Origin of the sequence: Pseudomonas sichuanensis (genome assembly GCF_024749065.1) — a bacterium.
GTDB classification, from domain to species: domain Bacteria; phylum Pseudomonadota; class Gammaproteobacteria; order Pseudomonadales; family Pseudomonadaceae; genus Aquipseudomonas; species Aquipseudomonas sichuanensis.
This window is the reverse complement of record NZ_CP087185.1, coordinates 5,194,246-5,218,581: the sequence shown is the minus strand read 5'-3', so window position 1 is coordinate 5,218,581 and position 24,336 is coordinate 5,194,246. Positions and strand designations below refer to the sequence as shown.

General features: G+C 65.0%; 24 protein-coding genes. 9 read left to right on the top strand and 15 right to left on the bottom strand.

Translation table 11 applies throughout. The annotated features are described in order from the left end of the window. Positions 1-3: 3 nt before the first annotated feature. The 6 genes from LOY51_RS23520 to LOY51_RS23495 are packed head-to-tail and all read right to left on the bottom strand — an operon-like array spanning position 4 to position 5,781. A complete protein-coding gene (locus tag LOY51_RS23520; protein WP_125465626.1) occupies positions 4-936 on the bottom strand; it encodes a phosphatidate cytidylyltransferase in 933 nt (310 codons plus the stop codon). A 1-nt stretch (position 937) separates the two neighbouring features. After that, positions 938-1,561, bottom strand: coding sequence for a lysophospholipid acyltransferase family protein (locus LOY51_RS23515; RefSeq protein ID WP_125465625.1), 624 nt, complete (start codon positions 1,559-1,561; stop codon positions 938-940). A gap of 10 nt (positions 1,562-1,571) precedes the next feature. Beyond that, a complete protein-coding gene (locus LOY51_RS23510; RefSeq protein ID WP_125860483.1) occupies positions 1,572-1,991 on the bottom strand; it encodes a hypothetical protein in 420 nt (139 codons plus the stop codon). After that, on the bottom strand, positions 1,988-3,391 hold the full coding sequence (locus LOY51_RS23505) for a phosphatase PAP2/dual specificity phosphatase family protein (RefSeq protein ID WP_125860482.1): 1,404 nt from the start codon (positions 3,389-3,391) through the stop codon (positions 1,988-1,990). Before LOY51_RS23505 ends, LOY51_RS23510 begins: the two co-directional genes overlap by 4 nt. Next, the gene (locus LOY51_RS23500; protein WP_125860480.1) at positions 3,391-5,145 is read right to left on the bottom strand and encodes a bifunctional alpha/beta hydrolase/class I SAM-dependent methyltransferase; all 1,755 of its coding nucleotides are present in this window, start codon (positions 5,143-5,145) and stop codon (positions 3,391-3,393) included. Before LOY51_RS23500 ends, LOY51_RS23505 begins: the two co-directional genes overlap by 1 nt. Positions 5,146-5,175: 30 nt before the next feature. Then, a complete protein-coding gene (locus LOY51_RS23495; protein WP_258643293.1) occupies positions 5,176-5,781 on the bottom strand; it encodes a CDP-alcohol phosphatidyltransferase family protein in 606 nt (201 codons plus the stop codon). A 213-nt stretch (positions 5,782-5,994) separates the two neighbouring features. Between LOY51_RS23495 and LOY51_RS23490 the strand changes: the two genes are divergently transcribed. Next, on the top strand, positions 5,995-6,177 hold the full coding sequence (locus tag LOY51_RS23490; RefSeq protein WP_125465620.1) for a type II toxin-antitoxin system HicA family toxin: 183 nt from the start codon (positions 5,995-5,997) through the stop codon (positions 6,175-6,177). Positions 6,178-6,233: 56 nt separating this feature from the next. Then, positions 6,234-6,644 carry a type II toxin-antitoxin system HicB family antitoxin gene (locus tag LOY51_RS23485; protein ID WP_125465619.1) on the top strand — a complete coding sequence of 137 codons (411 nt, stop codon included), beginning with the start codon at positions 6,234-6,236 and terminating at the stop codon, positions 6,642-6,644. Positions 6,645-6,797: 153 nt separating this feature from the next. On the opposite strand, the gene LOY51_RS23480 is transcribed toward LOY51_RS23485, so the two are convergent. Then, the gene (locus tag LOY51_RS23480) at positions 6,798-7,682 is read right to left on the bottom strand and encodes a LysR family transcriptional regulator (protein WP_258643291.1); all 885 of its coding nucleotides are present in this window, start codon (positions 7,680-7,682) and stop codon (positions 6,798-6,800) included. Between the two features lie 77 nt (positions 7,683-7,759). Here LOY51_RS23480 and LOY51_RS23475 point away from each other — a divergent pair, with 77 nt between their 5' ends. After that, entirely contained in the window at positions 7,760-8,524 is a 765-nt protein-coding gene (locus LOY51_RS23475) for a sulfite exporter TauE/SafE family protein (protein ID WP_125860472.1), read from the top strand. On the opposite strand, the gene LOY51_RS23470 is transcribed toward LOY51_RS23475, so the two are convergent. Then, positions 8,514-8,828, bottom strand: a complete 315-nt coding sequence (locus LOY51_RS23470; RefSeq protein WP_125465616.1) for a putative quinol monooxygenase — start codon at positions 8,826-8,828, stop codon at positions 8,514-8,516. The genes LOY51_RS23475 and LOY51_RS23470 overlap by 11 nt on opposite strands. A gap of 177 nt (positions 8,829-9,005) precedes the next feature. On the opposite strand from LOY51_RS23470, the gene mdaB reads away from it, so the two are divergent. The 3 genes from mdaB (at position 9,006) to ggt (ending at position 12,424) form a co-directional block, all read left to right on the top strand. Beyond that, positions 9,006-9,596: an NADPH:quinone oxidoreductase MdaB gene (gene mdaB / locus LOY51_RS23465; RefSeq protein ID WP_258643288.1), complete on the top strand. Its 591-nt coding sequence runs from the start codon at positions 9,006-9,008 to the stop codon at positions 9,594-9,596. Positions 9,597-9,741: 145 nt separating this feature from the next. Then, entirely contained in the window at positions 9,742-10,647 is a 906-nt protein-coding gene (locus LOY51_RS23460; RefSeq protein ID WP_258643286.1) for a LysR family transcriptional regulator, read from the top strand. Between the two features lie 109 nt (positions 10,648-10,756). Then, positions 10,757-12,424 (top strand): gamma-glutamyltransferase, encoded by a 1,668-nt coding sequence (gene ggt / locus LOY51_RS23455; protein ID WP_125860464.1) that lies wholly within the window; start codon positions 10,757-10,759, stop codon positions 12,422-12,424. Positions 12,425-12,503: 79 nt separating this feature from the next. Here the strand turns inward: ggt and LOY51_RS23450 are convergent, their stop codons facing one another. Both LOY51_RS23450 and ypfJ read right to left on the bottom strand, forming a co-directional pair. Continuing rightward, complete coding sequence (locus LOY51_RS23450; protein WP_445081726.1) at positions 12,504-14,288, bottom strand: methyl-accepting chemotaxis protein; 1,785 nt, start codon at positions 14,286-14,288, stop codon at positions 12,504-12,506. A 374-nt stretch (positions 14,289-14,662) separates the two neighbouring features. After that, complete coding sequence (gene ypfJ, locus LOY51_RS23445; protein WP_125465611.1) at positions 14,663-15,553, bottom strand: KPN_02809 family neutral zinc metallopeptidase; 891 nt, start codon at positions 15,551-15,553, stop codon at positions 14,663-14,665. A gap of 202 nt (positions 15,554-15,755) precedes the next feature. On the opposite strand from ypfJ, the gene pcaH reads away from it, so the two are divergent. Both pcaH and pcaG read left to right on the top strand, forming a co-directional pair. After that, positions 15,756-16,475 carry a protocatechuate 3,4-dioxygenase subunit beta gene (gene pcaH, locus LOY51_RS23440; RefSeq protein ID WP_125465610.1) on the top strand — a complete coding sequence of 240 codons (720 nt, stop codon included), beginning with the start codon at positions 15,756-15,758 and terminating at the stop codon, positions 16,473-16,475. 11 nt (positions 16,476-16,486) lie between these two features. Continuing rightward, the gene (gene pcaG, locus LOY51_RS23435; RefSeq protein WP_125860460.1) at positions 16,487-17,092 is read left to right on the top strand and encodes a protocatechuate 3,4-dioxygenase subunit alpha; all 606 of its coding nucleotides are present in this window, start codon (positions 16,487-16,489) and stop codon (positions 17,090-17,092) included. A 54-nt stretch (positions 17,093-17,146) separates the two neighbouring features. Here the strand turns inward: pcaG and LOY51_RS23430 are convergent, their stop codons facing one another. The 5 genes from LOY51_RS23430 to LOY51_RS23410 form a co-directional block, all read right to left on the bottom strand. Further along, entirely contained in the window at positions 17,147-17,566 is a 420-nt protein-coding gene (locus LOY51_RS23430) for a cupin domain-containing protein (RefSeq protein WP_374046963.1), read from the bottom strand. 120 nt (positions 17,567-17,686) lie between these two features. Continuing rightward, positions 17,687-18,592 carry a LysR family transcriptional regulator gene (locus tag LOY51_RS23425; RefSeq protein ID WP_125860456.1) on the bottom strand — a complete coding sequence of 302 codons (906 nt, stop codon included), beginning with the start codon at positions 18,590-18,592 and terminating at the stop codon, positions 17,687-17,689. Between the two features lie 58 nt (positions 18,593-18,650). After that, positions 18,651-19,736, bottom strand: coding sequence for a tRNA (uridine(54)-C5)-methyltransferase TrmA (gene trmA, locus LOY51_RS23420; protein ID WP_125860454.1), 1,086 nt, complete (start codon positions 19,734-19,736; stop codon positions 18,651-18,653). Next, positions 19,733-21,028 (bottom strand): NCS2 family permease, encoded by a 1,296-nt coding sequence (locus tag LOY51_RS23415; RefSeq protein WP_125465605.1) that lies wholly within the window; start codon positions 21,026-21,028, stop codon positions 19,733-19,735. Before LOY51_RS23415 ends, trmA begins: the two co-directional genes overlap by 4 nt. A gap of 305 nt (positions 21,029-21,333) precedes the next feature. Next, on the bottom strand, positions 21,334-22,554 hold the full coding sequence (locus LOY51_RS23410) for an MFS transporter (RefSeq protein ID WP_125465604.1): 1,221 nt from the start codon (positions 22,552-22,554) through the stop codon (positions 21,334-21,336). Between the two features lie 345 nt (positions 22,555-22,899). On the opposite strand from LOY51_RS23410, the gene LOY51_RS23405 reads away from it, so the two are divergent. Then, complete coding sequence (locus LOY51_RS23405; protein ID WP_258643279.1) at positions 22,900-24,336, top strand: cytochrome ubiquinol oxidase subunit I; 1,437 nt, start codon at positions 22,900-22,902, stop codon at positions 24,334-24,336.

Sequence of the window (24,336 nt, the reverse complement as noted above, 5' to 3'; positions counted from 1 at the left end):
GACTCAGGCCCACCAGTAGCGCACGAAGTGGAAGAACACCGGCGCTGCGAAACACACCGAATCCATGCGGTCGAGCATGCCGCCATGGCCTTCGATCATGTGCCCCCAGTCCTTCACCCCGCGGTCGCGCTTGATCGCCGACATCACCAGCCCGCCGAAGAAGCCCATGGCATTGACGGTCAGCGCCATCAGCGCCGCCTGCCAGAAGGTGAACGGGGTGATCCAGCACAAAAGCGCGCCCACCAGGGTGGCCAGCGCCACGCCGCCGGCCAGGCCTTCGACGGTTTTCGACGGCGACAGGTTGGGCGCCACTTTGCGTTTGCCGAACAGCTTGCCGCACACGTACTGCAGCACATCGCTGATCTGCACCACCAGGATCAGCCAGGCGATCAGCAGCAGGTTGCGGCCTTCGAAGCCAGGGATATCCAGGGTCATCAGCGCCGGCACCGACGACACGCAGTACACCGCGATCATCAGCCCCCATTGCACCTTCGAGGCACGCTCGAGGAAGCGCGTGGTGTCGCCGCCGAAGCTGGCGAGGATCGGCAGCAGCAGGAACAGGTACACCGGGATGAAGATGCTGAACAGCCCGTACCAGTCCATGGCGATCAGCAGGTACTGCACCGGCAGCGCCACGTAGAATGCCGCCACCAGCGCCGGGTAGTCGCTGCGCCGGGTCGGGGTGAGGGTCATGAACTCGCGCAGGGCGTAGAACGACACACCGTAGAACAGCACGATCACCCCGTACTTGCCGAACACGAAGGCGATGCCGATCACCAGCACCATGACCCACCAGGCATTGATGCGCGCGTTGAGGTTGTCGATCACAGCGTGGGGCGCAGGGCCGGCGCGCCACTTGAGCAGGCGCCCGATGGCGCTGGCCAGCAGCAACAGGGCGCCGATGCCGGCGAACAGCGAAAGGGTGTTGTGATCCATCTCAGGCATCCTTCGGGGCCAGGTTCAGCAGGGCCTCGCGGGCCCGCTCGAGAAATGCGTGTTTGCCTTCGTCCGCCTGCAGGTGCAGCGGCTCGCCGAAACTCAAGGTGCACAGCAGCGGCAGCGGCAGGGCACGGCCCTTGGGCATGACCCGGTTGAGGTTGGCGATCCACACCGGCACCAACTCGACCTGCGGGTTGGCCGCGGCCAGGTGGAACAGGCCGCTCTTGAAGGGCAACAGCGGTTCGTCACCGAGGTTGCGCGTGCCTTCCGGGAAGAAGATCAGCGAGTCGCCCTGGGCGAACGCGTCGAGCACCGGTTGCAACGGATTGCCCTCGGCCGGCGTGCGCGTGCGATCGATCAGCACGGCGTTGAACACCTGGCGGATGAGGAAGTCGCGAATACCGGGCTTGCACCAGTAGTCGGCCCCCGCCACGGGGCGGGTATGGCGGCGCAGGGGGTCGGGCAGTGCCGCCCACAGCAGCACGAAGTCACCGTGGCTGCTGTGGTTGGCGAAATACAGCCGTTGTACCGGCTGTGGCGTGCAACCCAGCCACAGGGCGCGAGCGCCGGTGATCAGGCGGGCGGCGGAGGTGATGACGAAGGCGGTCAGGCTGGCGAGCATGGCGGCGGTCTTATCCGGTGAAGGGGAGGGTCAGTACCAGCAGCACTTGCACGGCCAGGCACAGGGCCTGGCGGCGCAGCAGGGCCAGGGCGGCCTGGCTGCGTGCCGGCCAGGCGCGGCTGTCGCTGGCGCTGGGTTTGAGGCGGAGTTCATGCAGGGCACGGTCCAGGGCCTGGGTATCGGCGGGCAGGTCGCTGCTGGCGGCCAGGTGGGCGAACAGCTCGGCATCCAGGGCGACACGTATCGCCCAGTACTTGTGGGCCAGGCCGATGACCAGCAGCGCCACGCACAGTGCGTGGGTTGGCGAAGGTAGCGCCACGCCGAACAGCGGCGCCAGGCTGCTGGCGATTGCCAGCAGGCTGATGCCGTCCGACAGACGTTCCAGCTGGCGCCCGCGGGCGAGCAAGCTGGCGACGACGCGCAGGTTCATGGCCGGGCCTCCAGTTGCTGCAGCACCTGCCTATGGGCCGGGTGCAGGACCACCCTGGGGCGTGCCTTGCGGATGAGCATTTCGGCCTGGCTGGCGTCGCTGCAACGGCCGCTGATGATCAGCCAGGCAGCCACCGCGCTGGCGCTGCGCGAATAGCCCAGAGCGCAGCAGACCAGCAGCGGGCCATGCTGGCGCAGGTGTTCGATGGCGGCGGCGGCTTGCTCCAGGGTTTGCCGGCTTGGGGCGATCAGGTCCAGGCTCGGCAAGCTCTGGTAGTACTGCACAGGCTGTTCGAGGGCCATCGCGGGGCAAGTCGCAGCGGCGCACCGCCGCTCCCACTCAGCGCTTGGCAATGGCTCGTGGGAGCGGGCTTGCCACGCGATGGCGTCGGTACAGGCCAGCTCCGCACACAGGTCGATCACCGCTGCAAACGCCGTCGCCTCCCCGTGCCCCGGCATCCGCCCCAGATACACCCCATCCAACACTTCATCCGCCTGCGGGTGCCGCCGGGTCCACAACCGTGAGTTGGCCCACGCTGCCAGCAGATAGGGCGCCAGCAACACGCTCGCGGCAATCGACAGCCGGCCATCCGCGCCTTTCTGGAAACCACCCGCACCGAACAGGCCATAGTTCAGCGCCACCAGCAGCAGCGACACAGCCGGCCACAACAACCACAAACTGAGGTGCCCCAACTTGAGGGCCAGCACGGCCAGCAGCATCGCGCCGAGCCCGTAGCGCAACGCCATGCGCCAATGCTTGGGGTCGCGCGCCAGCCGGGCCTGCTGCCAGGGCAGCGGGCCTTGCTGCGGCCACAGCCACAGGCAGACGAAACCGGCCAGTGCGCCAGTTGGCAGGTCGATGAAGTGATGTTGCCAGGTGGTCAGCACCGACACCCCGATCAGCCCCATCCAGCCATGCACCAGCCAACGCCACATAGGCTGCTGGGTGTGCCGGGCGAACATCGTCCAGATGATCACCAGCAGTGCGATATGCAGCGATGGCGCCTGGTTGTAAGGCTTGTCGAAGCCCATCAGCACATCGAACAGCCAGCCGAACAGCCCTGACAGTTCCGGGCGCTCGAAGGTGAAGCGCAACGGCCAGAGCAGGAAGCAAGCGACGCTGACCAACTGCGCGGTCAGCAGCGCCAGGGCGTGCCGGTCCATCTCCCGCCGGGTGTGCGGCAACAGGAACGACAAGCCGTACAGCAGGTCGATCGACCAGTACGGGATGATCGTCCATGGCCACAACGGCATGTGCCGTTCCCAGGCGAACACCAGGCTGCCGACATCTTCGCGCCCAGCCGTGTAGTTGTTGGCCAGGCCGTAGCTGAGGAAAAACAACGGGCCGAGCAGCAACAGCCACAGCACGCCACGTCGGATCAGCCCTGTTTCACGGGCCATCAACGCACCCGCTGCGCCAGGCTGACACTGAAAATGCCCCACTCGTCGATGCGTTGGGTGATCTTGCGAAAGCCAGCCGCCGCCACCAACTGGTCCATCTCCGCCTGGCTGCGCCGGCGCATCACCCAGGCCTGGCCGCCACGGTGGCTGGTCAGCGCCCGGGCGATCATCTCCAGTTGCGGGTGCCAGGGCTGGCCGGTGTACACCAGGTAGCCGCCTTCCTCGACGGCATCGGCCAGCCCCGCCAGCGAGTTAGCCACGGCCTCATTGCCGGGGAACAGCTCATACAGGCCTGAGACCACGGCGAGGGTCGGGTGTGGGTCGAGGCTGGCCAGGCTCTGGCGGTCGAAGGCGTCGCCCTGGACGAAACGGGCGATTTCACCCAGACCCTTTTCGCTGATCAGCGCGTTGCCTTGCTGCACGTTCAGCTCGCTGTAGTCGCGCAGCAGGATCGAGTCGGGCAGTTGCTGCAAGCCCTGCAGCGCTTCGAGGATGTAGCGACCGTGGCCGGCGGCGATATCGACGATGTGCACCGGGCGCTGTTGCTCACGCAGTTGGGCGATGGCCAGGCGCAGCAGTTCCTCGACGTTGAGCTTGCGCTGGCGGATGCCGCGCCAGCCGATGGCGTTGAGGTAGTTCTGGTCGATCATCTCGCCCAGCCGGCCCTTGCCGGTGGGCTGGTTGCGGTACACGTAGTCCAGGGTCGAGCCAGAGTCGAAGCCGGTGTCGAAGCCCAGTTTCACGCCATCGGAAAGGCCCTTGCCCAGTTGCAGGCCGGCGCGGGTGGCGCGCCAGTACAGGTCGCGTGGCGAGTTGCGCGGCAGCGGCGCGGCCAGGCTTTCGGCCTCGGCGCAACTGGCGCCGGTCTTGTCGGCATCGAGCAGCGATGGCACGGGTGCGGGGTTATCGAAGCAATGCTCGACGAAGCGCTTGATCCGTGCCAGGGCATGGCCACGGTCCCGTTCGCCGAGGGTGTCGTGGAAGAAGCCGGGCAGGATGTGCATCTCTTTGCGCGCACTGCCCAGGCGCTCGAAGAAGCGCTCCTGCGGGGCGCGTTCGACCACGAAGTCCGAGCCCGATACCAGCAGTTGCGTCGGCACCTGGATCGCCTGGGCATCGGCCACCACGCGGTCGGCGGCTTCGTACAGGCCGAGCAGCATGGTCACCGAGATCGGCCGGCTGATCAGCGGGTCGGCCACGTAGGACATGACCCGCTCCGGGTCGTGGGTGAGCAGGCGTGGCTTGACGTAGCTGTTGACGAAGAAATTGCCGCGCAGGGCTTTCATCAGCTTCAGCCCGGGGCGGGCAAAAGGTACGTAGAGTTTGACCTTGAACGCTGGCGAGGCGAGCACCAGGCAGCGCACCTTGGGCGCGTAGTCATGGGCCCAGGTGGCGATCAGCACTGCCCCGACGCTCTGTGCCAGCACCACCAGGTCGGGCTCGGCGATGCCGTGCTGCGCCTGGATATGCTCGATGAAGGTCTGCACGTCGCGCACGCTGGTGGCGAAGCTCGGGCTGTCGCCGCGCGCGCCCGGCGACTGGCCATGGCCACGGGCGTCCCAGGCGAAAACGTCATAGCCGGGCAGGTCCAGCTCGTCGGCCAGGTGCGCCAGGCGCCCGCCGTGCTCGTGGCCACGGTGGAACATCACCACGGCACGGCGCGGCTGGTGTTCGTTGCGTGTGGCGGGCCAGTGACGGTAGTGCAGCTCGACGCCGTCATGGGTGGAAAAATGCAGCGATTGCGCTTGGCGCATGGCGAATATCCTTGTCCGGCAGCGGGGGGCTCAGCGGGTTTCGGCCAGGCCCTGGCGAACCCGGTTGTACAGGGTATAGAGCGAGAGCAGCAGGATGACCAGCAGCAGGCCGTTGATCCAGGTTGCGCTCAGCAGCCCGAAGGCTACCCCGGTGCCCAGCACGCCAAAGGCAAAGGCCCGGTCGCTCTTGCCCATCGGCCCGTCGTAGCGCCGCGACGCGCCGGCCAGCGGGCCCATCACCCCGGCGTACTCGCTGATGACCGCGAGCAGCACCACCAGCACCACCAGTGCCGGCGACACGCCGGGCAGCAGGGCGAAAGGCAGGTACAGCGCGGCGTCGGCTATCACGTCGCACAGTTCGTTGAGGTAGGCGCCCAGCTTCGATTGCTGGCCGAACTCCCGGGCGAGCATGCCGTCCACCGCATTCAGTGCCATGCGCAGCAGCATCCACACCGGTACCAGGATGAACAGCCACGTCACCTGGGGCAGCCAGGCCAGCAGCAGGCCGATGAGCACGGAGATTGCGCCAGCGGCGACGGTGACCTGGTTGGCGGTGACGCCCCGCTCGAACAGGCGTTGCACGGTCGGGCGCAGCAGCGCCTGGAAGCGGGGTTTGAGCTGGTAGATCGATGGCACGTGGAATTCCCTGTCGTGGTGCGGCGATGCGGCAATTGTGAATAAGGCGCGTGGGTGGCGGCAAGTTGAAAGCGCCCATCTGTGAAGTGCATCAGGCCTACGAAATGGAAGGAATGTGCCGCTTGTCGCCTATTGTGTGCATGGTGTGTATTTGGCTTGGTTAAAACCCATAGTGGTGTGTACGCTACACATCACCTGCCAAAGGACGGATGCATGCGCAGCAGGGACGTGATCCAGCTCATTGAGGCTGATGGTTGGTACGAGGTGGAAGTGAAAGGAAGTCACCATCAATTCAGGCATCCGTACAAGCGAGGGCGGGTCACGGTTCCCCATCCCAAAAGCGATCTACCCAGGGGCACCGTGCACAGCATTTTGAAACAGGCTGGCTTGAAATGAGGCCGGTTGCGTTGAGCGGGGCGCTTCGCGGCCCGCAGGACCAAGGGAGACAGACCATGAAATTCCCCGTTGTACTGCATAAGGATGAGGGCTCGGATTACGGCGTGATCGTGCCCGACGTGCCTGGCTGCTTCTCGGCCGGCGCTACTGTTTCCCAGGCGCTGGAGAATGTGCAGGAAGCGCTGGCCCTGCATTTCGAAGGCCTGGTGGCCGACGGCGAGGCGCTGCCGCAGGCCGAGGAGGTGGATGTGCATGTGGCCAATCCCGACTACGCCGGGGGCGTCTGGGCGGTGGTGGACTTCGATGTCACCCCGTACCTGGGCAAGGCGGTGCGCTTCAATGCCACGTTGCCCGAGAACCTGCTGCAGCGCATCGACGAAAAGGTGAAACGCGATCATCGTTATGCCTCGCGCTCTGGCTTCCTCGCCTCGGCTGCGCTGCGCGAGCTGGCGGTCGCCTTCCGCTAGCCGCCGGGGTTGGCGCGGTCCCTGTAGGAGCGGCCTTGTGTCGCGATAGGGCTGCGTAGCAGCCCCGGCAATTGTGTGACATACACCGATCCTGGGGCCGCTCCGCGCCCCTATCGCGGCACAAGGCCGCTCCTACAGGGATCGCGCAGCTGATCAGGTCGTCAGCAAATGCTCGACCAGCGCCGCCGCATAGCCTGGCAGCGCGGCAAAATCCCGGGCGCACACCTGCAATTGCCGGTTCGCCCACGCCTCGTGCAGCGCCACCCAGTGCAGGGGCAATACACCTTCCCAACGCCGTACCGAGGCCAATGGCACCACCCCCACGCCGGCCCCGCCAGCCACCATGCGGATCACTCCATCGAAGCCCTCGGCGCGTACCCGCACACGCATCCTGTGCCCCAGCCGCAGTGCCTGTTCCTCAAGGTGCAAGGCCAGGGCGCTGTTCGTGCCCAAGCCGACATGCCCGTATGCAAGGCTTTGCACAAAATCGGGCGCGGCTGCTTCGGCCAGTGCATGCCCCTCCGGCATCACCAGCACCAGCGGATCGTCGCGAAACACTCGAGTCTGCAGATGCCCACTGGGCGCAGCGGTGGAGACGATGCCCAGGTCGGCCATGCCTTGGGTAATGGCCTGGACGATGCGCAGGCTCGGCTGTTCCTGCACGTCGATGCTCACCCCCGGGTACTCGACCAGATACCGTGCCAGCAACTCGGGCAGGTACTCGGTCAGCGCCGCGGTGTTGCACAGCAGGCGCACCTGGCCCTGCTGGCCCTTGGCGTACTGAGCCAGGTCGTATTGCAACCGCTCCACCTGCGCGGCGATCAACCGCGCGTGCTGCAGCAGGGCCTGGCCAGCGGGTGTCGGCTGCACGCCGCGGCGATTGCGTTCGAGCAACGGGATGCCGAGCGAGGTTTCCATGGCGCGGATCCGTGCGCTGGCGGCCGGCAGCGACAGGTGGCTGCGGCGTGCGCCGGCAGTGATGTTGCCGCACTCCAGGGTGTGTTGGAACAGCGCAAGGTCGGTCAGGTCGAAATGCATCAGCCTCTGTCCTGGCAAAAGTCTGGCTGAGTATATGGCGAATTTTCAGGCCTGCGCGGCCAGGTCAGGATGGCGCCATGAATACATTTTTCGCGTTTTACCAGAACATCGGCCCGGCATTGACGTTGCTGGTGGTGCTCACCTTCCTGCTGGCCGGCGCGGTCAAAGGGGTCATCGGCCTGGGGTTGCCGACCATCGCCATGGGCCTGCTTGGGCTGGCTATGCCTCCGGCGCAGGCTGCGGTGCTGCTGATCGTGCCTTCGACGCTGACCAACCTGTGGCAGCTGGCGGCAGGCGGGCATCTGCGGGCGTTGGTGCGGCGCTTGGGCGGGGTGCTGCTGATGATCTTCGTCGGCACCTTGCTGGGCAGTCGCTGGCTGGGGATCGACAGTGGCCCCTGGGCGGCCCACGCCTTGGGTGGTGCGCTGGTGGTTTACGCCCTGTATGGCTTGATCGGGCCGGGCCTGCGCCTGGCGCGGCATCACGAGCGCTGGCTGGGCCCGTTGTGCGGGCTGGTGACGGGAGTGGTCACGGCTGCCACCGGGGTGTTCGTGATGCCCGCCGTGCCCTATCTGCAGAGCCTCGGCCTTAGCCGAGACGAGATGGTCCAGGCCTTGGGCCTGTCGTTCACCGTCTCGACCCTGGCGCTGGCCATCGGCCTGGCCGGCCAGGAGGTACTGGACGGCCAGGCGCTGGGTGCCTCATTGCTGGTGCTGGCCCCGGCGTTGCTGGGCATGCTCGCCGGTACCTGGCTTCGCAGCCGTATCAGTGCAGCGCTGTTCAGGCGCTGCTTTTTCATCGGCCTGGCGCTGCTCGGCGGGCACCTGCTGATCAACGGTTAGCGGAGGAGGCACTGAGCATTTCGATCATCTGCAAATCGAAGTCGCGCTCCAGGTATTTCATGCGGTTTTCAAAGAATTCAGTCATGTGCGGCAGGGCCGAGTGCACGTCCAGTGCCGCCTTGTCTGCCCACACCTCGAAGAACAGGAACAGGCTCGGGTCTTCCTTGTCGCGCAGCATGTGGTACTCGATGCAGCCCGGCTCCTGGCGGCTCGGCTCCACGTAGGGGCGCAGCAGTTGCTCGAAGGCATCGGACATTTCCGGGCGGGTCTTGGCTTGGAGGATGAAAGCAAACTGCTCGCTCATGGTGAGGCCTCTGTGGATGAGATGGTGAGCAGATTCTAAGGCAATAATTGGCTGGCAATTCGTGATTTGCAGGCAAATGTATTTTGCAGTGCCCCGGCTTTATCCGCCGCCCGCGACTGCCTAATCTGCCGCCATCCAATTGACCCGGTCGCCGATACCGACCCTTCGAGGCACACCATGAAAAAAATTCTTCTGCTCAACGGCGGCAAGCAATTCGCCCATTCCGACGGTCGCCTCAACGAGACCCTGCACGAGGCTGCCCTGGCCCACCTGGACCGTGCCGGTTTCGACCTGAAGCAAACCTTCATCGATGGCGGTTACGACGCCCGGGAAGAAGTCGAAAAATTCCTTTGGGCCGATGTGATCATCTACCAGATGCCCGGTTGGTGGATGGGCGCCCCCTGGACCGTGAAGCAGTACATCGACGAGGTGTTCACCGCTGGCCACGGCAGCCTGTATGCCAGCGATGGCCGTACCCGCTCGGACGCTTCGCAGAAGTACGGCAGCGGCGGGCTGATCCATGGCAAGCAGTACATGCTGTCGCTGACCTGGAACGCACCCCAGCAGGCGTTCGATGACCCGGCTGACTTCTTTGAAGGCAAGGGCGTGGACGCGGTGTACTTCCCGTTCCACAAGGCCAACCAGTTCCTCGGCATGACCGGGCTGCCGACCTTCCTGGCGGTGGATGTGATGAAGCGGCCGGATGTGCCGGCGGCGCTGGCGGCCTATGAGCAGCATCTGCAAGCGGTGTTCGGCAAGGCGCAATAAGCGTGCGCAGCCCTTTCGCCGGCAAGCCGGCTCCCACAGAGGCTTGTGGGAGCCGGCTTGCCGGCGATGGGCCGCACAGCGGCCCCTTGCACGGCGCCGACGTAGCAGCTATGAATCAGTTCGACATTCAATCTAGGCCACTCGCGTGAAAACCCGCTCCGAAGAACTCCAGGTATTCGTCGCCGTCATCGATTGCGGTTCGATCTCCGCCGCTGCCGAGCAGATCGGCCAGACCCCGTCGGCGGTCAGTCGCACCTTGTCGCGCCTGGAGGGCAAGCTGGGCACCACGCTGGTCAACCGCACCACCCGGCGCATGGACCTGACCGAAGAAGGGCGCTTCTTCCTCGAACGTTCGCGGCAGATCCTCGAGCAGATGGACGACATGGAAGAGCGCCTGTCGATGCACCGCCAGACCCCGTCCGGGCGCCTGCGCATCAATGCTGCCGGGCCGTTCATGCTGCACGCGATCCTGCCCTGGATCAGCGAGTTCCGTCAGCAGTATCCCGATATCGAACTTGAACTGAACACCGACGACCTGATCATCGACCTGCTGGAGCAGAGCACCGACGTAGCCATCCGCATCGGTGAGCTGGCCGACTCCAGCCTGCATGCCCGGGCGCTGGGTTGCAGCCCGGTGCAGGTGCTCGCCAGCCCTGCGTACCTGGCCCGGCACGGCACCCCGCAGAACGTCGAGGACCTCGCCGAGCATTGCCTGCTCGGTTTCAGCTCCCCCGAGTCGCTCAACCAGTGGCCGCTGCGCCACGCCCAGGGCGAGCACTGGGCGATCCGCCCGCAGTTGCTCGCGTCCAGCGGCGAGACCCTGCGCCAGCTGGCCATCGCCGGGGAAGGCATCGTCAGCCTGTCGCACTTCATGACCCACGAAGACATCCGTGCCGGCCGCCTGCAGGTGCTGCTGGCGGAGCACAACAACGGCTATCGCCAGCCGATCAATGCGGTCTACTACCGCAATACCCAGCTGGCCCTGCGCATTCAGTGCTTCCTTGATTTCATCCAGGCCAAGCTGGCGGCGTACGCCTGCGCAGTTGCCTGAATGCGACAACTGCTGCCCGTCGGCGGCGGAAATTTCCTACGGTGTTTGCTTAGTCGGAGCGCTTCGGCCTTAATGACTGATCAACAAAAACAACACCAAGGAAGTGCCCATGCGTCTTGTCATGTTCCAGCCATTGGCCCTCGGGGCCGCGATCCTGAGCTGTTCCTCTGCTTTTGCCGTGACGCTGGAAGGCGGCGCGGTAGCCGCGCCTGATCAATATGGCGCACAGGTGGCCGCCGATATCCTCAAGAAGGGCGGCAACGCGGTGGACGCCGCCGTCGCCACGGCCTTCACCCTCGCCGTCACCTACCCCGAGGCCGGCAACATCGGCGGCGGTGGTTTCATGACCCTGTTCGTCGACGGCAAACCGTACTTCCTCGACTACCGCGAAGTGGCCCCCAAGGCCGCCACCAAGACCATGTACCTGGATGACAAGGGCGAGGTGATCGAGAACCTCAGCCTGGTCGGCGTGCGTGCAGCCGGCGTGCCGGGCACGGTGATGGGCCTGTGGGAGGCGCATCAGAAGTTCGGCAAGCTCAAGTGGAGCGAGCTGCTCACCCCCGCCATCGGCTATGCCAAGAACGGCTTCAAGATTGCCCAGAAGCAGTACCAGTACCGCGACGACGCCCAGGGCCTGTTCAAGACCGCCACCAATTTCAATGATTACTTCGGCAGCATGAAGGTGGGTGAGCTGTTCAAGCAGCCGGAGCTGGCGCAGACCCTGGAGCGCATCGCCGACAAGGGCGTCAGCGAGTTCTACCAGGGCAAGACCGCCGACCTGCTGGTGGCGCAGATGCAGGCCGACAAGGGCCTGATCACCAAGGAAGACCTCAAGGACTACAAGGCGCTGTGGCGCAACCCGATGGCCATCGACTGGCGCGGCAACGTGGTCTACACCGCGCCGCCGCCGAGCTCTGGCGGCGTCGCCCTGGCCCAGCTGCTGGGCATCAAGGAAGACCGTGCGGCCGACTTCAAGGGCGTCGAGCACAACTCGGCCAAGTACATCCACCTGCTGGCCGAAATCGAGAAGCGCGTGTTCGCCGACCGCGCCGACTACCTGGGTGACCCCGCCTTTACCCAGGTGCCGGTGGACAAGCTGGTCGCCAAGGACTACCTGGCCAAGCGCGCGGAGCAGGTCAACCCGAACGCGATCTCCGAGACCGACAAGGTCAAGCCGGGCCTGGAGCCGCACCAGACCACGCACTTCTCCATCGTCGACAAGCAGGGCAACGCGGTGAGCAACACCTACACCCTCAACCTCGACTACGGCAGCGGCGTGGTGGTGAAGGGCGCAGGCTTCCTGCTCAACGACGAGATGGATGACTTCAGCGCCAAGCCCGGTGCGGCCAACGCCTTCGGCGTGGTGGGCGGTGACGCCAACGCCATCGCCCCGGGCAAGCGCATGCTCTCGTCCATGAGCCCGACCCTGGTGACCCGTGACGGCAAGGTGGTGCTGGTGGTGGGCACGCCGGGCGGTTCGCGGATCTTCACCTCGATCTTCCAGGTGATGAACAACCTGTATGACTACAACATGCCGCTGGAGAAATCGGTGGCGGCGCAGCGGGTGCATCACCAGTTGCTGCCCAAGGACACCATCTATTTCGACAGCTATGCGCCGCTCACCGGCAAGGTGGCCGATGACCTGAAGAAGATGGGTTATGTGCTGGAGGATCAGGGCTGGGAGATGGGCGACATCCAGGCGATCCGGGTTACCGGGGAGAAGCTGGAGACCGCGTCAGATCCGCGTGGGCGGGGCGTGGGGATGATCGTCAAATAGGGCAGGGGTGAAATGATCGCGGGGCAAGCCCGCTCCCACGACCTGTGGGAGCGGGCTTGCCCCGCGATGCTTTTGTGGGTCAGACGCGGAACTGGCTGACCAGTGTCTGCAGGTGACCACCCAGGCGCGCCAGCTCCACGCTGGAGGCCGCGGTTTCATCACTGGCCGCAGCGGTCTGCTCCGACACATCACGCACATTCAGGATGCTGCGGCTGATCTCTTCGGCCACGGCGCTCTGCTGCTCGGCGGCGGCGGCGATCTGCTGGTTCATCGACTGGATATTCGACACCGTACTGGTGATGTTCTCTAGCGAACTACCGGCCTTGCGCGCCAGTTCCACACTGCTGTCGGTCAGGCTACGGCTGCCGTTCATCGCTTCGGCGACCTCCTGGGTACCGTGCTGCAGGCTGGCGATCAGGCCTTCGATCTCCTCGGTCGACTGCTGGGTGCGCTGGGCCAGGCCGCGCACTTCGTCGGCGACCACCGCAAAGCCACGCCCGGCTTCACCGGCACGGGCAGCTTCGATGGCGGCGTTGAGGGCCAGCAGGTTGGTCTGCTCGGCCACCGACTTGATCACATCCATCACGCTGCCGATCTTCTGGCTTTCCTGCTGCAGCAGGGTCATGGCGTCGGTGGAGCGTTTGACTTCCTGAGCCAGGCGTTCGATCTGGCTGATCGCCTCACCCACCACTTTGTCGCCGCCGCGGGCTTCACCGTCGGCATTGGTCGCGGCAAAGGCCGCTTGTTCGGCATTGCGCGCCACTTCCTGCACGGTGGCGGCCATTTCGTGCATGGCGGTGGCCACCTGGTCGGTCTCGACCTTCTGGCTGTTGGCACCGGCGCTGGTCTGCTCGGTCACCGCCGACAGCTCTTCGGCTGCGCTGGCGATCTGGGTGACGCCGTCGCGGATACCGGTGATCAGTTCGCGCAAGGTGGTGCCCATGCGGCCGATGCCCTGTTGCAGCACGCCGAGCTCGTCGCGGCGGGTCACGCGCAGGTTCTGGGTGAGGTCGCCGCCGGCGATCTGCTCCACGGCCTGCAGGGTTTCACGCAGCGGGCGGGTGATCTGACGGGTGATGATCACTGCCGCCAGCACGCCGACCAGCAATGCCAGCAGCGTGGCGGTGATCTGCAGGCTACGGGCCTGGGCGCTTTCGATGTCGCGGCGCTCAAGCTGGATCTGGTACAGCGCGTCGCTGCGCTTGACGATGTCGGCGCCCTGCACGGTCATTTCGGCGCGGGCGGTGGCGATGCTGGCCACGGCGTCGCGGAACTGGCGCACGGCGTCACGGTAGCTCTGCACCGATTGCTCGAACTGGCGAAGGCGCGTGGCTTCGTTGGGCAGCTGGCCCTTGAGGTTGTCGGCTTCGGCCAGCGCGGCATCCAGCTGGCGCAGGGCGGCTTGCTCGTTGGCCGCGCTGTTGTCGGCGATGTAGCCACGCACGTCGATGCGTACCTGCAGCAGTTGCTGGCGCGCCTTGCTGATCAGCTGGTACTGGGCCAGGCGCACGCTGTCGCTCTCGGCGCGCGCCATGACATCCTGGCTCAGGGTGTCCATGGCTTCGTCAGCCTTGATGGCCGAGGCGGTCATCACTTCACGGGCGGCCAGCGAGGCCTTGTAGCCTGTGCGCATTTTGTTAAGCGAGACTTTGTACTCGCTGATGGTCTGGCCCAGCTCACGCAGCAGCTTGACGTTCTCGGGGCTCTTGAAGGTGCTGACCAGGTATTCCTGCTGCTTGCTGAATGCGTCCAGCTTGGCCTGGGTGTTGGCCGCCGCTGTGTCGTCGCCGTTGGCGATCATGTATTGCAGGCGGGCGATGCGCAGGTCGGTCAGGTCCTTGTTGAGCTGGCCGATGTCGCCCATCCAATTGCTGCGGTCGATCAGGCTGCCCAGGCTGTTCCAGCCGGTCAGGGCCAGCAGGCCGGTCAGTACCAGCACCAGGCCGAAGCCCAGGCCGAGTTTGAGGTTGACGCTGATGTTGGCGAACCAGCTGTTCATGCACGCTCTCCCAGAAAATGATTTCGCTCACTTGATCTCAATCGCTGGGCGTTATTGTTGTGGGAGCCCCGCTGATTCGTGCAGGGGTTATCGGCAGGGCAGGGGCAAGCTGAAACGCTTTTTCAGCAGATTTGTAACTGCCTGAAAACGTTTGCGTTTATTCGAAATCATCGCGGGGCAAGCCCGCTCCCACGCGGTGGACCGCCCCAAAGCGTGGGAGCGGGCTTGCCCCGCGATGATCAAAGGCTACGGCTGGAGAAGGTATCGCACTGGTTCACATCGCCACTGCCGAACCCGGCCTTGAACCACCGCACCCGCTGTTGCGAGGTGCCGTGGGTGAACGAGTCGGGTACCACACGCCCCTGGCCCTGTTGCTGCAAGCGGTCGTCGCCGATGGCATTGGCGGCGTTCAGGGCTTCCTCCACGTCCCCCGGTTCCAGCCAGTTCAGGCGCTTTTGCGCTTGGTAGGCCCAGACGCCGGCCAGGCAGTCGGCCTGCAGCTCCTGGCGCACCAGCAAGCCATTGTCGCCTTCCAGGCGCTGGCCGCTGCGGCGAGCGGCGTCGACCTTGGCCGAGACCCCGAGCAGGGTCTGCACGTGATGGCCGATTTCGTGGGCGATCACATAGGCCTGGGCGAAGTCGCCGGCGGCGGCGAAGCGGGTTTCCATTTCGCGGAAGAAGCTCATGTCCAGGTACACGCGCTGGTCGGCCGGGCAGTAGAAAGGCCCGACCGCCGCCGAGGCGAAACCACAGGCCGAGTTGACCTGGCCGCTGAACAGCACCAGTTTCGGGTCGCGGTACTGTTTGCCAGCCTGGGCGAACAAGGCTTTCCAGGTGTCTTCGGTGTCGCCGAGGATCGAGGCGACGAACGCCGCCTGTTCGTCGTTGGCGGGCGGTGCCTTGCTGCCGACATTGGCTGGGGCAGTCTGTTGCTGCTGGTCCATCTGCCCGGCCAGCTGGCCGAGGATCTGCAGCGGGTCCTGCCCGGTGAGCCAGCCGATGCCGACGATCAACAGGATGGCACCGAGCCCCAGGCCCTTGCCGCCGCCGAAACGCATGCCGCCGCCACCGCCACCTTCGCCGCGGGCATCGACCACGTTGTCGCTGCGTCGGCCTTTTCGCCATTCCATGTGCTGCTCTCCAGTTTTTTGAAACATGAAGTCAAAAGATTAGTTCAGCGCCGCGCTGGCCGTAGAGGTAAGCGCAAGAGCATAACCAAATGGTTATGCCTATGACCGCTGAATTCAATATTCATCCCGTCGTACCTGCCGGAAACTGCAAGTCCGCCTGCCACGCCCAGGCGACTTCATAATTCCAAAAGAGGTAACCGGCATGCCTGCCCAGGACACCAGCCGTTTCGTGATCCGTGATCGCAACTGGCACCCCAAGGCCTTCACCCCCGACTACAAGACCTCGGTCGCCCGCTCGCCGCGCCAGGCGTTGGTGAGCATCCCGCAGTCGATCAGCGAAAGCACCGGCCCGGACTTTTCCCACCTGCGCTTCGGCGAGCATGACCACGACCTGCTGCTGAACTTCAACAACGGTGGGCTGCCGATCGGCGAGCGGATCATCGTCGCCGGCCGCGTGGTCGACCAGTACGGCAAACCGGTGCCCAACACCCTGGTGGAAATGTGGCAGGCCAACGCGGGTGGCCGTTACCGGCACAAGAACGACCGCTACCTGGCGCCGCTGGACCCGAATTTCGGTGGCGTCGGTCGTTGCCTGACCGACCGCGACGGCTACTACAGCTTCCGCACCATCAAGCCTGGCCCGTACCCATGGCGCAACGGCCCCAACGACTGGCGCCCGGCGCATATCCACTTCTCCGTCAGCGGCCCGTCGATCGCTACCAAGCTGATCACCCAGCTGTATTTCGAGGGTGACCCGCTGATCCCGATGTGCCCGATCGTCAAGTCGATCGCCAACCCGGATGCGGTCGAGCGGCTGATCGCCAGGCTCGACATGAGCCACGCCAACCCCATGGATTGCCTGGCCTATCGCTTCGACATCGTCCTGCGCGGCCAGCGCCAGACCCACTTCGAAAACCGCTGAGGAGCACCGTCATGCCTATCGAACTGCTGCCGGAAACCCCCTCGCAGACCGCCGGCCCCTACGTACACATAGGCCTGGCCCTGGAAGCGGCCGGCAACCCGACCCGCGACCAGGAAATCTGGAACCGCCTGGCCAAGGCCAATGCCCCGGGTGAGCACATCCTGCTGATCGGCCAGGTGTACGACGGCAATGGCCACCTGGTGCGCGATTCGTTCCTGGAGATCTGGCAGGCCGACGCTAACGGCCTGTATCAGGACGACTACAACCAGGAGAACGTCTTCAACAGCTTCGGCCGCACCGCCACCACTTTCGATGCCGGTGAATGGACCCTGCACACGGTCAAGCCGGGTGTGGTGAACAACGCCGCGGGCGTGCCGATGGCGCCGCACATCAACATCAGCCTGTTTGCCCGGGGCATCAATATCCACCTGCACACGCGGTTGTATTTCGATGACGAGGGCGAGGCGAACGCGAAGTGCCCGGTGCTCAACCTCATCGAGCAGCCGCAGCGGCGCGAGACGCTGATTGCCAAGCGCTGCGAAGTGGAGGGGAAGACGGCGTATCGCTTCGATATCCGTATCCAGGGGGACGGGGAGACGGTGTTCTTCGACTTCTGAGGTTTCAAGACCAGCAAAGGCCGGCTCCCGCAGGAGCCGGCCTTGCGACAAGTCTCAGCCCTTGACCGGGTTCAGGTCGAACGCATCGGCCTGGTACTGGAACAACAGGCAATCCGCGGCAGCGGTGCAGCCGCTTTCATGCACGAGGTTGGCCGGCAGCTTGTAGTAGGCGCCCGCCGGATACTCGACCCTTTTGCCATCGATCACTGCATAGAAGGTACCGCTCAGTACCACGGTCGGCAGTGTCTGGCTGTGGCTGTGCAGGCCATTGTCCGTGCCTTTGCGAAACTTCACGTACGCTGAATACGGCCCTTTGCCGAACAGATCGCCCTCGACGTTGGCATAGCTCACGACGCCTTGGGTGCCGGACACGTCCTGCCATCTCAAGGCAGTACTGTCAGGTACCGAGCTCGGTGGCTCGCCAGCGGCGCTTGCCGTGGTGGTGAGTGCGGCCAGCGTGAGGCCGACGAACATCGTGTGCAGTACTTTCATGGGGAGGCTCCTTCGCCAGATGACAGTGGGCGAAGACTAGCCTTTGAAAATGCGCACAAATACGTCAAAAAATAGCCAGGTCTTGTGTCGAATATGCACAAATCAAGGTTCCCACCGTGGCCTGGCATAGTAGGCCTGCACATACTCGAGCAGCGCCCGTACCTTGGGGGCGACGTGGCGGCTCTGCGGATACACGGCGTACAGCGTGCGTGAAGGCTGGGACCAGTCCGCCAGCAGCGGTACCAGGCGCCCGTCGCGCAAGGCATCGTGGACAATGAAACGATCGAAGCTGGCGATGCCCAGCCCGCCAATCGCCGCGGCTCGCAGGGCCATCGGCGAGTTGGCGCCCAGGCGCCGGGGCATCAGTACCTCATGGTGCTCACCCGTGGAGCCGGTGAGTTGCAGGCGCTGTGGCTGTGGCAAGCGGTTGTAGCCGAGCAGCGGATGGGCCAGCAGGGCGTCAGGTGTGGTCGGCGTGCCATGACGCTCCAGGTAGCTGGGCGCGGCTACCAGCACACGGGTGCTGACCGCCAGTTTGCGGGCTACCAGGCTGGAGTCGGGCAGGTGGTCGGTGACCCTCAGGCAGACATCGATGTCTTCTTCCAGCAGATCGATGAAGCGGTCGCTGCAGTGCAGCTCGACCTGCAACCGCTGGTGGCGCTCGATGAAGTCCGGCAGCCAGTGCCCCAGTTCCAGTTCACCGAAGGCGGTCGCCACGCCCAGGCGCAGGGTGCCGGTGGGCTGCTGCTGGTGTTCGGACAGTTCCAGGTTCATGGCCTGCATCTGCTCGAGAATCTGCACGCAGTGGCGATGGAACAGCGCACCGGCCTCGGTCAGTTGCAAGCGACGGGTGGTGCGATTGAGCAGCTGGGTGCCGAGGTGGCGCTCGAGGTTCTTCACCCGGCGCGACAGTACGGTGTGGGAAACGCCTGCCTGCTGGGCGGCGGCGCTGAAGCCGCCGTGGTCGACGACCCGGCGGAAGGCCTGCATGGCACTCAACTGATCCAATGGCACATCACTCCTTGCAGCGCACGACGGGGCCCTTGCGGCCCCGCCATGTCGAGGGTCAGCGCCGAACCAGCAGCACCCCGCTTTCCATGTGGTGGGTATAGGGGAACTGGTCGAACAGCGCGCAGCGTTCGATACGGTGGGTATCGTGCAGCTGGGCGATGTTCTGCGCCAGGGTTTCCGGGTTGCAGGAAATGTACAGGATGCGCTCGAAGCGCCGGGTCAGCTCGCAGGTGTCCGGGTCCATGCCGGCGCGCGGCGGGTCGACGAACACGGTGCCGAAGTCGTAGGCCTTGAGGTCGATGCCTTCCAGGCGGCGGAACGGGCGCACCTCGTTCAGCGCCTGGGTCAGCTCTTCGGCCGACAGGCGCACCAGGCGCACGTTGTCCACGCCATTCTCGTCGAGGTTGTGCAGCGCGGCGTTGACCGAGGTCTTGCTGATCTCGGTGGCCAGCACCTGGCGGGCCCGGGTGGCCAGCGGCAGGGTGAAGTTGCCGTTGCCGCAGTACAGTTCCAGCAGGTCGTCGTCGCGCTCGCCCATGGCTTCGAAGGCCCAGCCGAGCATCTTCTGGTTCACCGCGCCGTTGGGTTGGGTGAACGCGCCTTCGGGTTGGCGATAGCTGAAGGTGCGGCCGGCGATGTCCAGTTTCTCTACCGCGTAGTCACGGCCGATCACCAGGCGCTTGCCCTTGGAGCGGCCGATGACACTGACATTCAGCTCGGCGGCCAACTGCTGCGCAGCGGCTTCCCAGGCGTCGTCCAGCGGGCGGTGGTAGCACAGGGTGACCATGGCATCGCCGGCCAGGGTGGTGAGGAACTCCACCTGGAACAGGCGGTTGTTCAGCGCCTCATTGCCCTGCCAGGCGGCCTTCAGGCGCGGCATCAGTTGGTTGATGCGCTGGCTGGCGATGGGGAAGTCGTCGATCAGGATCGCCTTGTGCTTCTCGCCCGGGGCGAACATCGCGTAATGGCGCTGGCCGTCCTCGCGCCACAGGCGGAACTCGGCGCGCAGGCGGTAGTGCTCGCGCGGCGAGTCGAACACCGCAGGCTTGGGCGCCGCGAACGGCGCCAGCAGCTCACGCAGGCGGGCGACCTTGGTCGCCAGCTGCGCGTCGTATTGCGTAGGGTCGAAAACGGCACTCATGCGTTGAACCAGCCCAGCTTGATGACGAACAGAATGGACAGGATCACCAGCGCTGGGTTCAGGTCGCGGTGACGGCCGGACAGCAGCTTGATGGCGGTCCAGGCGATGAAGCCGAAGGCGATGCCGTTGGCGATCGAGTAGGTCAGCGGCATGGCCAGGGCGGTGACCACCACCGGCGCGGCTTCGGTAACGTCATCCCAGTTGATCTCGGCCAGGCCCGAGGCCATCAGCACGGCGACGAACAGCAGCGCCGGGGCGGTGGCGAAGGCCGGCACGCTGCCGGCCAATGGGGCGAAGAACAGCGCCAGCAGGAACAAGACGGCGACCACGATGGCGGTCAGGCCTGTGCGGCCACCGGCACTGACGCCGGCGGCGGATTCGATGTAGCTGGTGGTGGTCGAGGTGCCCAGCAGCGAACCGGCCATGGCGGCGGTGCTGTCGGCGATCAGGGCGCGGCCCATTTTCGGCATGTGGCCGTCCTTGCCCATCAGGCCGGCGCGCTTGGCCACGCCGATCAGGGTGCCGGAGTTGTCGAACAGGTCGACGAACAGGAAGGCGAAGATCACGCTGATCAGGCCGACGTCCAGGGCGCCTTTGATGTCCAACTGCAGGAAGGTCGGTGCCAGCGATGGCGGCATCGACACCACGCCACCGAATGGGGTGACGTTCATGGCGATCGAGGCCACGGTCACCGCGAGGATGCCGATCAGCACCGCGCCACGCACTTTCATCGCCTCGAGGGCAACGATCAGGAAGAAGCCCAGGGTGGCGAGGATTGGCGCTGGTTTCTTGAGGTCGCCCAGGCCCACCAAGGTGGCCTGGTTATCGACGACGATGCCGGCGTTATGCAGGGCGATCAGCGCCAGGAACAGACCGATACCGGCGGCAATGGCCGAACGCAGCGGCAGCGGGATGCTGTTCACGATCCATTCGCGGATGCGGAAGATCGACAGCAGGAAGAACAGCACGGCGGACAGGAACACCGCACCCAGCGCCACCTGCCAGGTGTGGCCCATGTGCAGAACCACGGTGTAGGTGAAGAAGGCGTTCAGGCCCATGCCCGGCGCCAGGGCGATCGGGTAGTTGGCGATGATGCCCATGGTCACCGAGCCGATGGCCGCGGCCAGGCAGGTGGCGACGAAGATCGCGCCCTTGTCCATGCCGGTCTCGCCGAGGATGCTCGGGTTGACGAACAGGATGTAGGCCATGGCCAGGAAGGTGGTGACGCCCGCGAGAATCTCGGTGCGCACGTTGGTGTTGTGTGCCTTTAGTTGAAACAGCCTTTCCAGCATGCCTGCTCCCAGGGCGCCTCGCGCCGTGAATGTATCGTCCCCAACAGCAAAGCACAGACCGTACCGGATGCCGCGGTTTTGCGTGGGGGGCAAAAAAGCCGCGCATCATACCAGCATGGGGGGCGGGGGCCTATGGCCATTGGGGAGTGCCTGACCGGCGAAATGTTGTCCGGTGTAGGAGCGGCCTTGTGTCGCGAAAGGGCTGCACCGCAGCCCCAGCGTCTGTTGAGGCAAGGCTGATATCTGGGGCCGCTTTGCGGCCCTTTCGCGACACAAGGCCGCTCCTACAGGGATTTGTGTGGAGCTCAGCCGTTGTGCAAGCGATCCCGATGGGTCAGGGTCGGGAACAGTTTCATCCACACCCCGGTCACCACCAGGGTGCCGACACCACCGAGCACCACCGCCGGCACTGTGCCAAACCAGTGCGCGGTGAGCCCTGATTCGAACTCGCCGAGCTGGTTCGAGGCGCCGATGAACAGCCCGTTCACCGCACTCACCCGGCCGCGCATTTCATCCGGGGTCTCCAACTGCACGAAGGCGCCACGGATGACCATGCTGATCATGTCAGCCGCGCCCAGCACCACCAGAACCGCCAGGGAGAACCAGAACGAGGTGCTCAAGCCGAAAGCGATGGTCGCCACGCCGAACACCCCCACCGCAGTGAACATGACCAGGCCCACCTTGCGTTCCACCGGGAAGCGCGCCAGCCACAGCGACATCAGCAGCGCGCCCACCGCCGGGGCCGAACGCAGCAGGCCCAGGCCCCAGGCGCCGGTGAGCAGGATGTCCTTGGCGAACACCGGCAGCAGCGCGGTGGCGCCGCCCAGCAGTACGGCGAACAGGTCCAGCGAGATGGCGCCGAGGATGTCCGGGCGGCTGCGGATGAAGCGGATCCCGGCCAGCAGCGACTCAAGGCTGGCGCGGCCTTGCTGGAGCGGTTGCTGGCGGGCGTCGAGGCTGAGCATGAGCAGGCAGGCAATCACGTACAGGGCCACGGTCGGGGCATACACCCAGATGCTGCCGAAGGCATACAGGAAACCGCCCACCGCCGGGGCGACGATGGTCGCGGTCTGGGTCGCCGAGGCCGACGCCGCCACCGCCCGCGGGAACAGCCCCGGTGGCACTACGTTGGGCAGCAGCGCCTGGGTGGCCGGCATCTCGAACGAGCGGGTGGCGCCCAGCAGGAAGGCCAGCACGAAGATCAGCTCGCGGCTGACGTTGTCAGTGACACTGCCAAGGGCCAATGCCAGGGCGATCAGCGCCTGCAAGGTCTGGCAAAGCGCGGCGACCTTGCGCCGGTCATAGCGGTCGGCAACGTGCCCGGTGTGCAGCATGAACAGCACGCGCGGGGCAAATTCCACCAGCCCGACCAGGCCCAGATCGAGCACATTGCCCGTCAACTGGTAGAGGTGCCAGCCGATGGCCACGGTGAGCATCTGGAAGCCGCTGGCAGTGAAGACGCGGGCCAGCCAGAAGGCCATGAAAGGGCGGTGATGACGCAGCAATTGCGGGGCGGAGTCGGACATCGGCAGGCCTGTAACCTCGGCAATAGAGGGGTCTGCAGAGTAGCATCTGTTTGTAACATTTAGTTGCTGAATGTCGAGGTGGACAGTTTTTCAGCGCCCGGAAAAGGGGGTGGGACAACGGGTCACGCGGCAATCAACCACACATCTTGTGACTTGATTCGGGACTATGCTTCCAGACATTCGTTGACTTGGATCAATCGTTCCAGATGCAACGAATTTGGCCCTCGGGCCGGAATCCCTGCGATCGAACAGAACAATTCCAACGAGCCGCACTCGATCACTGTGGGGGCAGTGGGCGACAAGGGCCACAAGCCTGGACGCCGGATTATCTGAAGAGGAAGCACCATGTTCGGATTAGAAGCCCTAGAGCTCGCCCGAATCCAGTTTGCCTTTACCGTGTCCTTTCACATTCTGTTCCCGGCCATCACCATTGGCCTGGCGAGCTACCTGGCGGTTCTCGAAGGCCTTTGGCTCAAGACCGGCAACAACACCTACCGTGACCTCTACCACTTCTGGTCGAAGATCTTCGCCGTCAACTTCGGCATGGGCGTGGTCTCCGGCCTGGTCATGGCCTACCAGTTCGGCACCAACTGGAGCCAGTTCTCCGACTTCGCGGGCTCCATCACCGGCCCCTTGCTGACCTACGAGGTACTGACGGCGTTCTTCCTCGAGGCCGGCTTCCTTGGCGTCATGCTGTTCGGCTGGAACCGTGTCGGCCGAGGCCTGCACTTCTTCGCCACTTGCATGGTGGCGCTCGGCACCTTGGTTTCGACCTTCTGGATCCTGGCGTCCAACAGCTGGATGCAGACCCCCCAAGGCTACGAGATCGTCAATGGCCAAGTGATCCCGGTGGACTGGTTCGCGGTGATCTTCAACCCGTCCTTCCCCTACCGCCTGATGCACATGGCCACCGCCGCCTTCGTCGCCACGGCGTTCTTCGTCGGCGCCTCGGCGGCCTGGCACCTGTTGCGCGGCCGGGATAACCCGGCGGTACGCAAGATGCTGTCGATGGCCATGTGGATGGCGCTGATCGTCGCGCCGATCCAGGCGGTGATCGGTGACTTCCACGGCCTCAACACCCTCAAGCACCAGCCGGTGAAGATCGCGGCCATCGAGGGCCATTGGGAAAACAAACCCGGTGAACCGACGCCGCTGATCCTGTTCGGCATCCCGGACATGCAAGCCGAAACCACCCGCTACAAGATCGAGATCCCGGCCCTGGGCAGCCTGATTCTGACCCACAGCCTGGACAAGCAAGTGCCGGCAATGAAGGAGTTCCCGCCCGAAGACCGCCCCAACTCGACCATCGTGTTCTGGTCGTTCCGGGTCATGGTCGGCCTGGGCATGCTGATGATCTTCGTTGGCCTGTGGAGCGTGTGGCTGCGCAAGCGCGGCACCCTTTACAGCTCGCGGCCGTTCCTCTACCTGACCCTGTGGATGGGCCCGTCGGGGCTGATCGCCATCCTCGCTGGCTGGTTCACCACCGAGATCGGTCGCCAGCCATGGGTGGTCTACGGGCTGATGCGGACCGCCGACGGGGTGTCCAACCATAGCTATGCGCAGCTCGGTTTCACCCTGGTGATGTTCGTGGTGGTGTACTTCGCCCTGTTCGGCACCGGCATCGGCTACATGATGCGGCTGGTGCGCAAAGGGCCGAAAACCGGCGAAGGCGAGGAGCACACCCCAGGTGGCCCTGGCCAGCAACGTACGCCGGCGCGGCCACTGTCCGCCGCCGATGATGGCCATGAGGCCACCTCCACCCGCCTGAGCGAGGGGAACTGA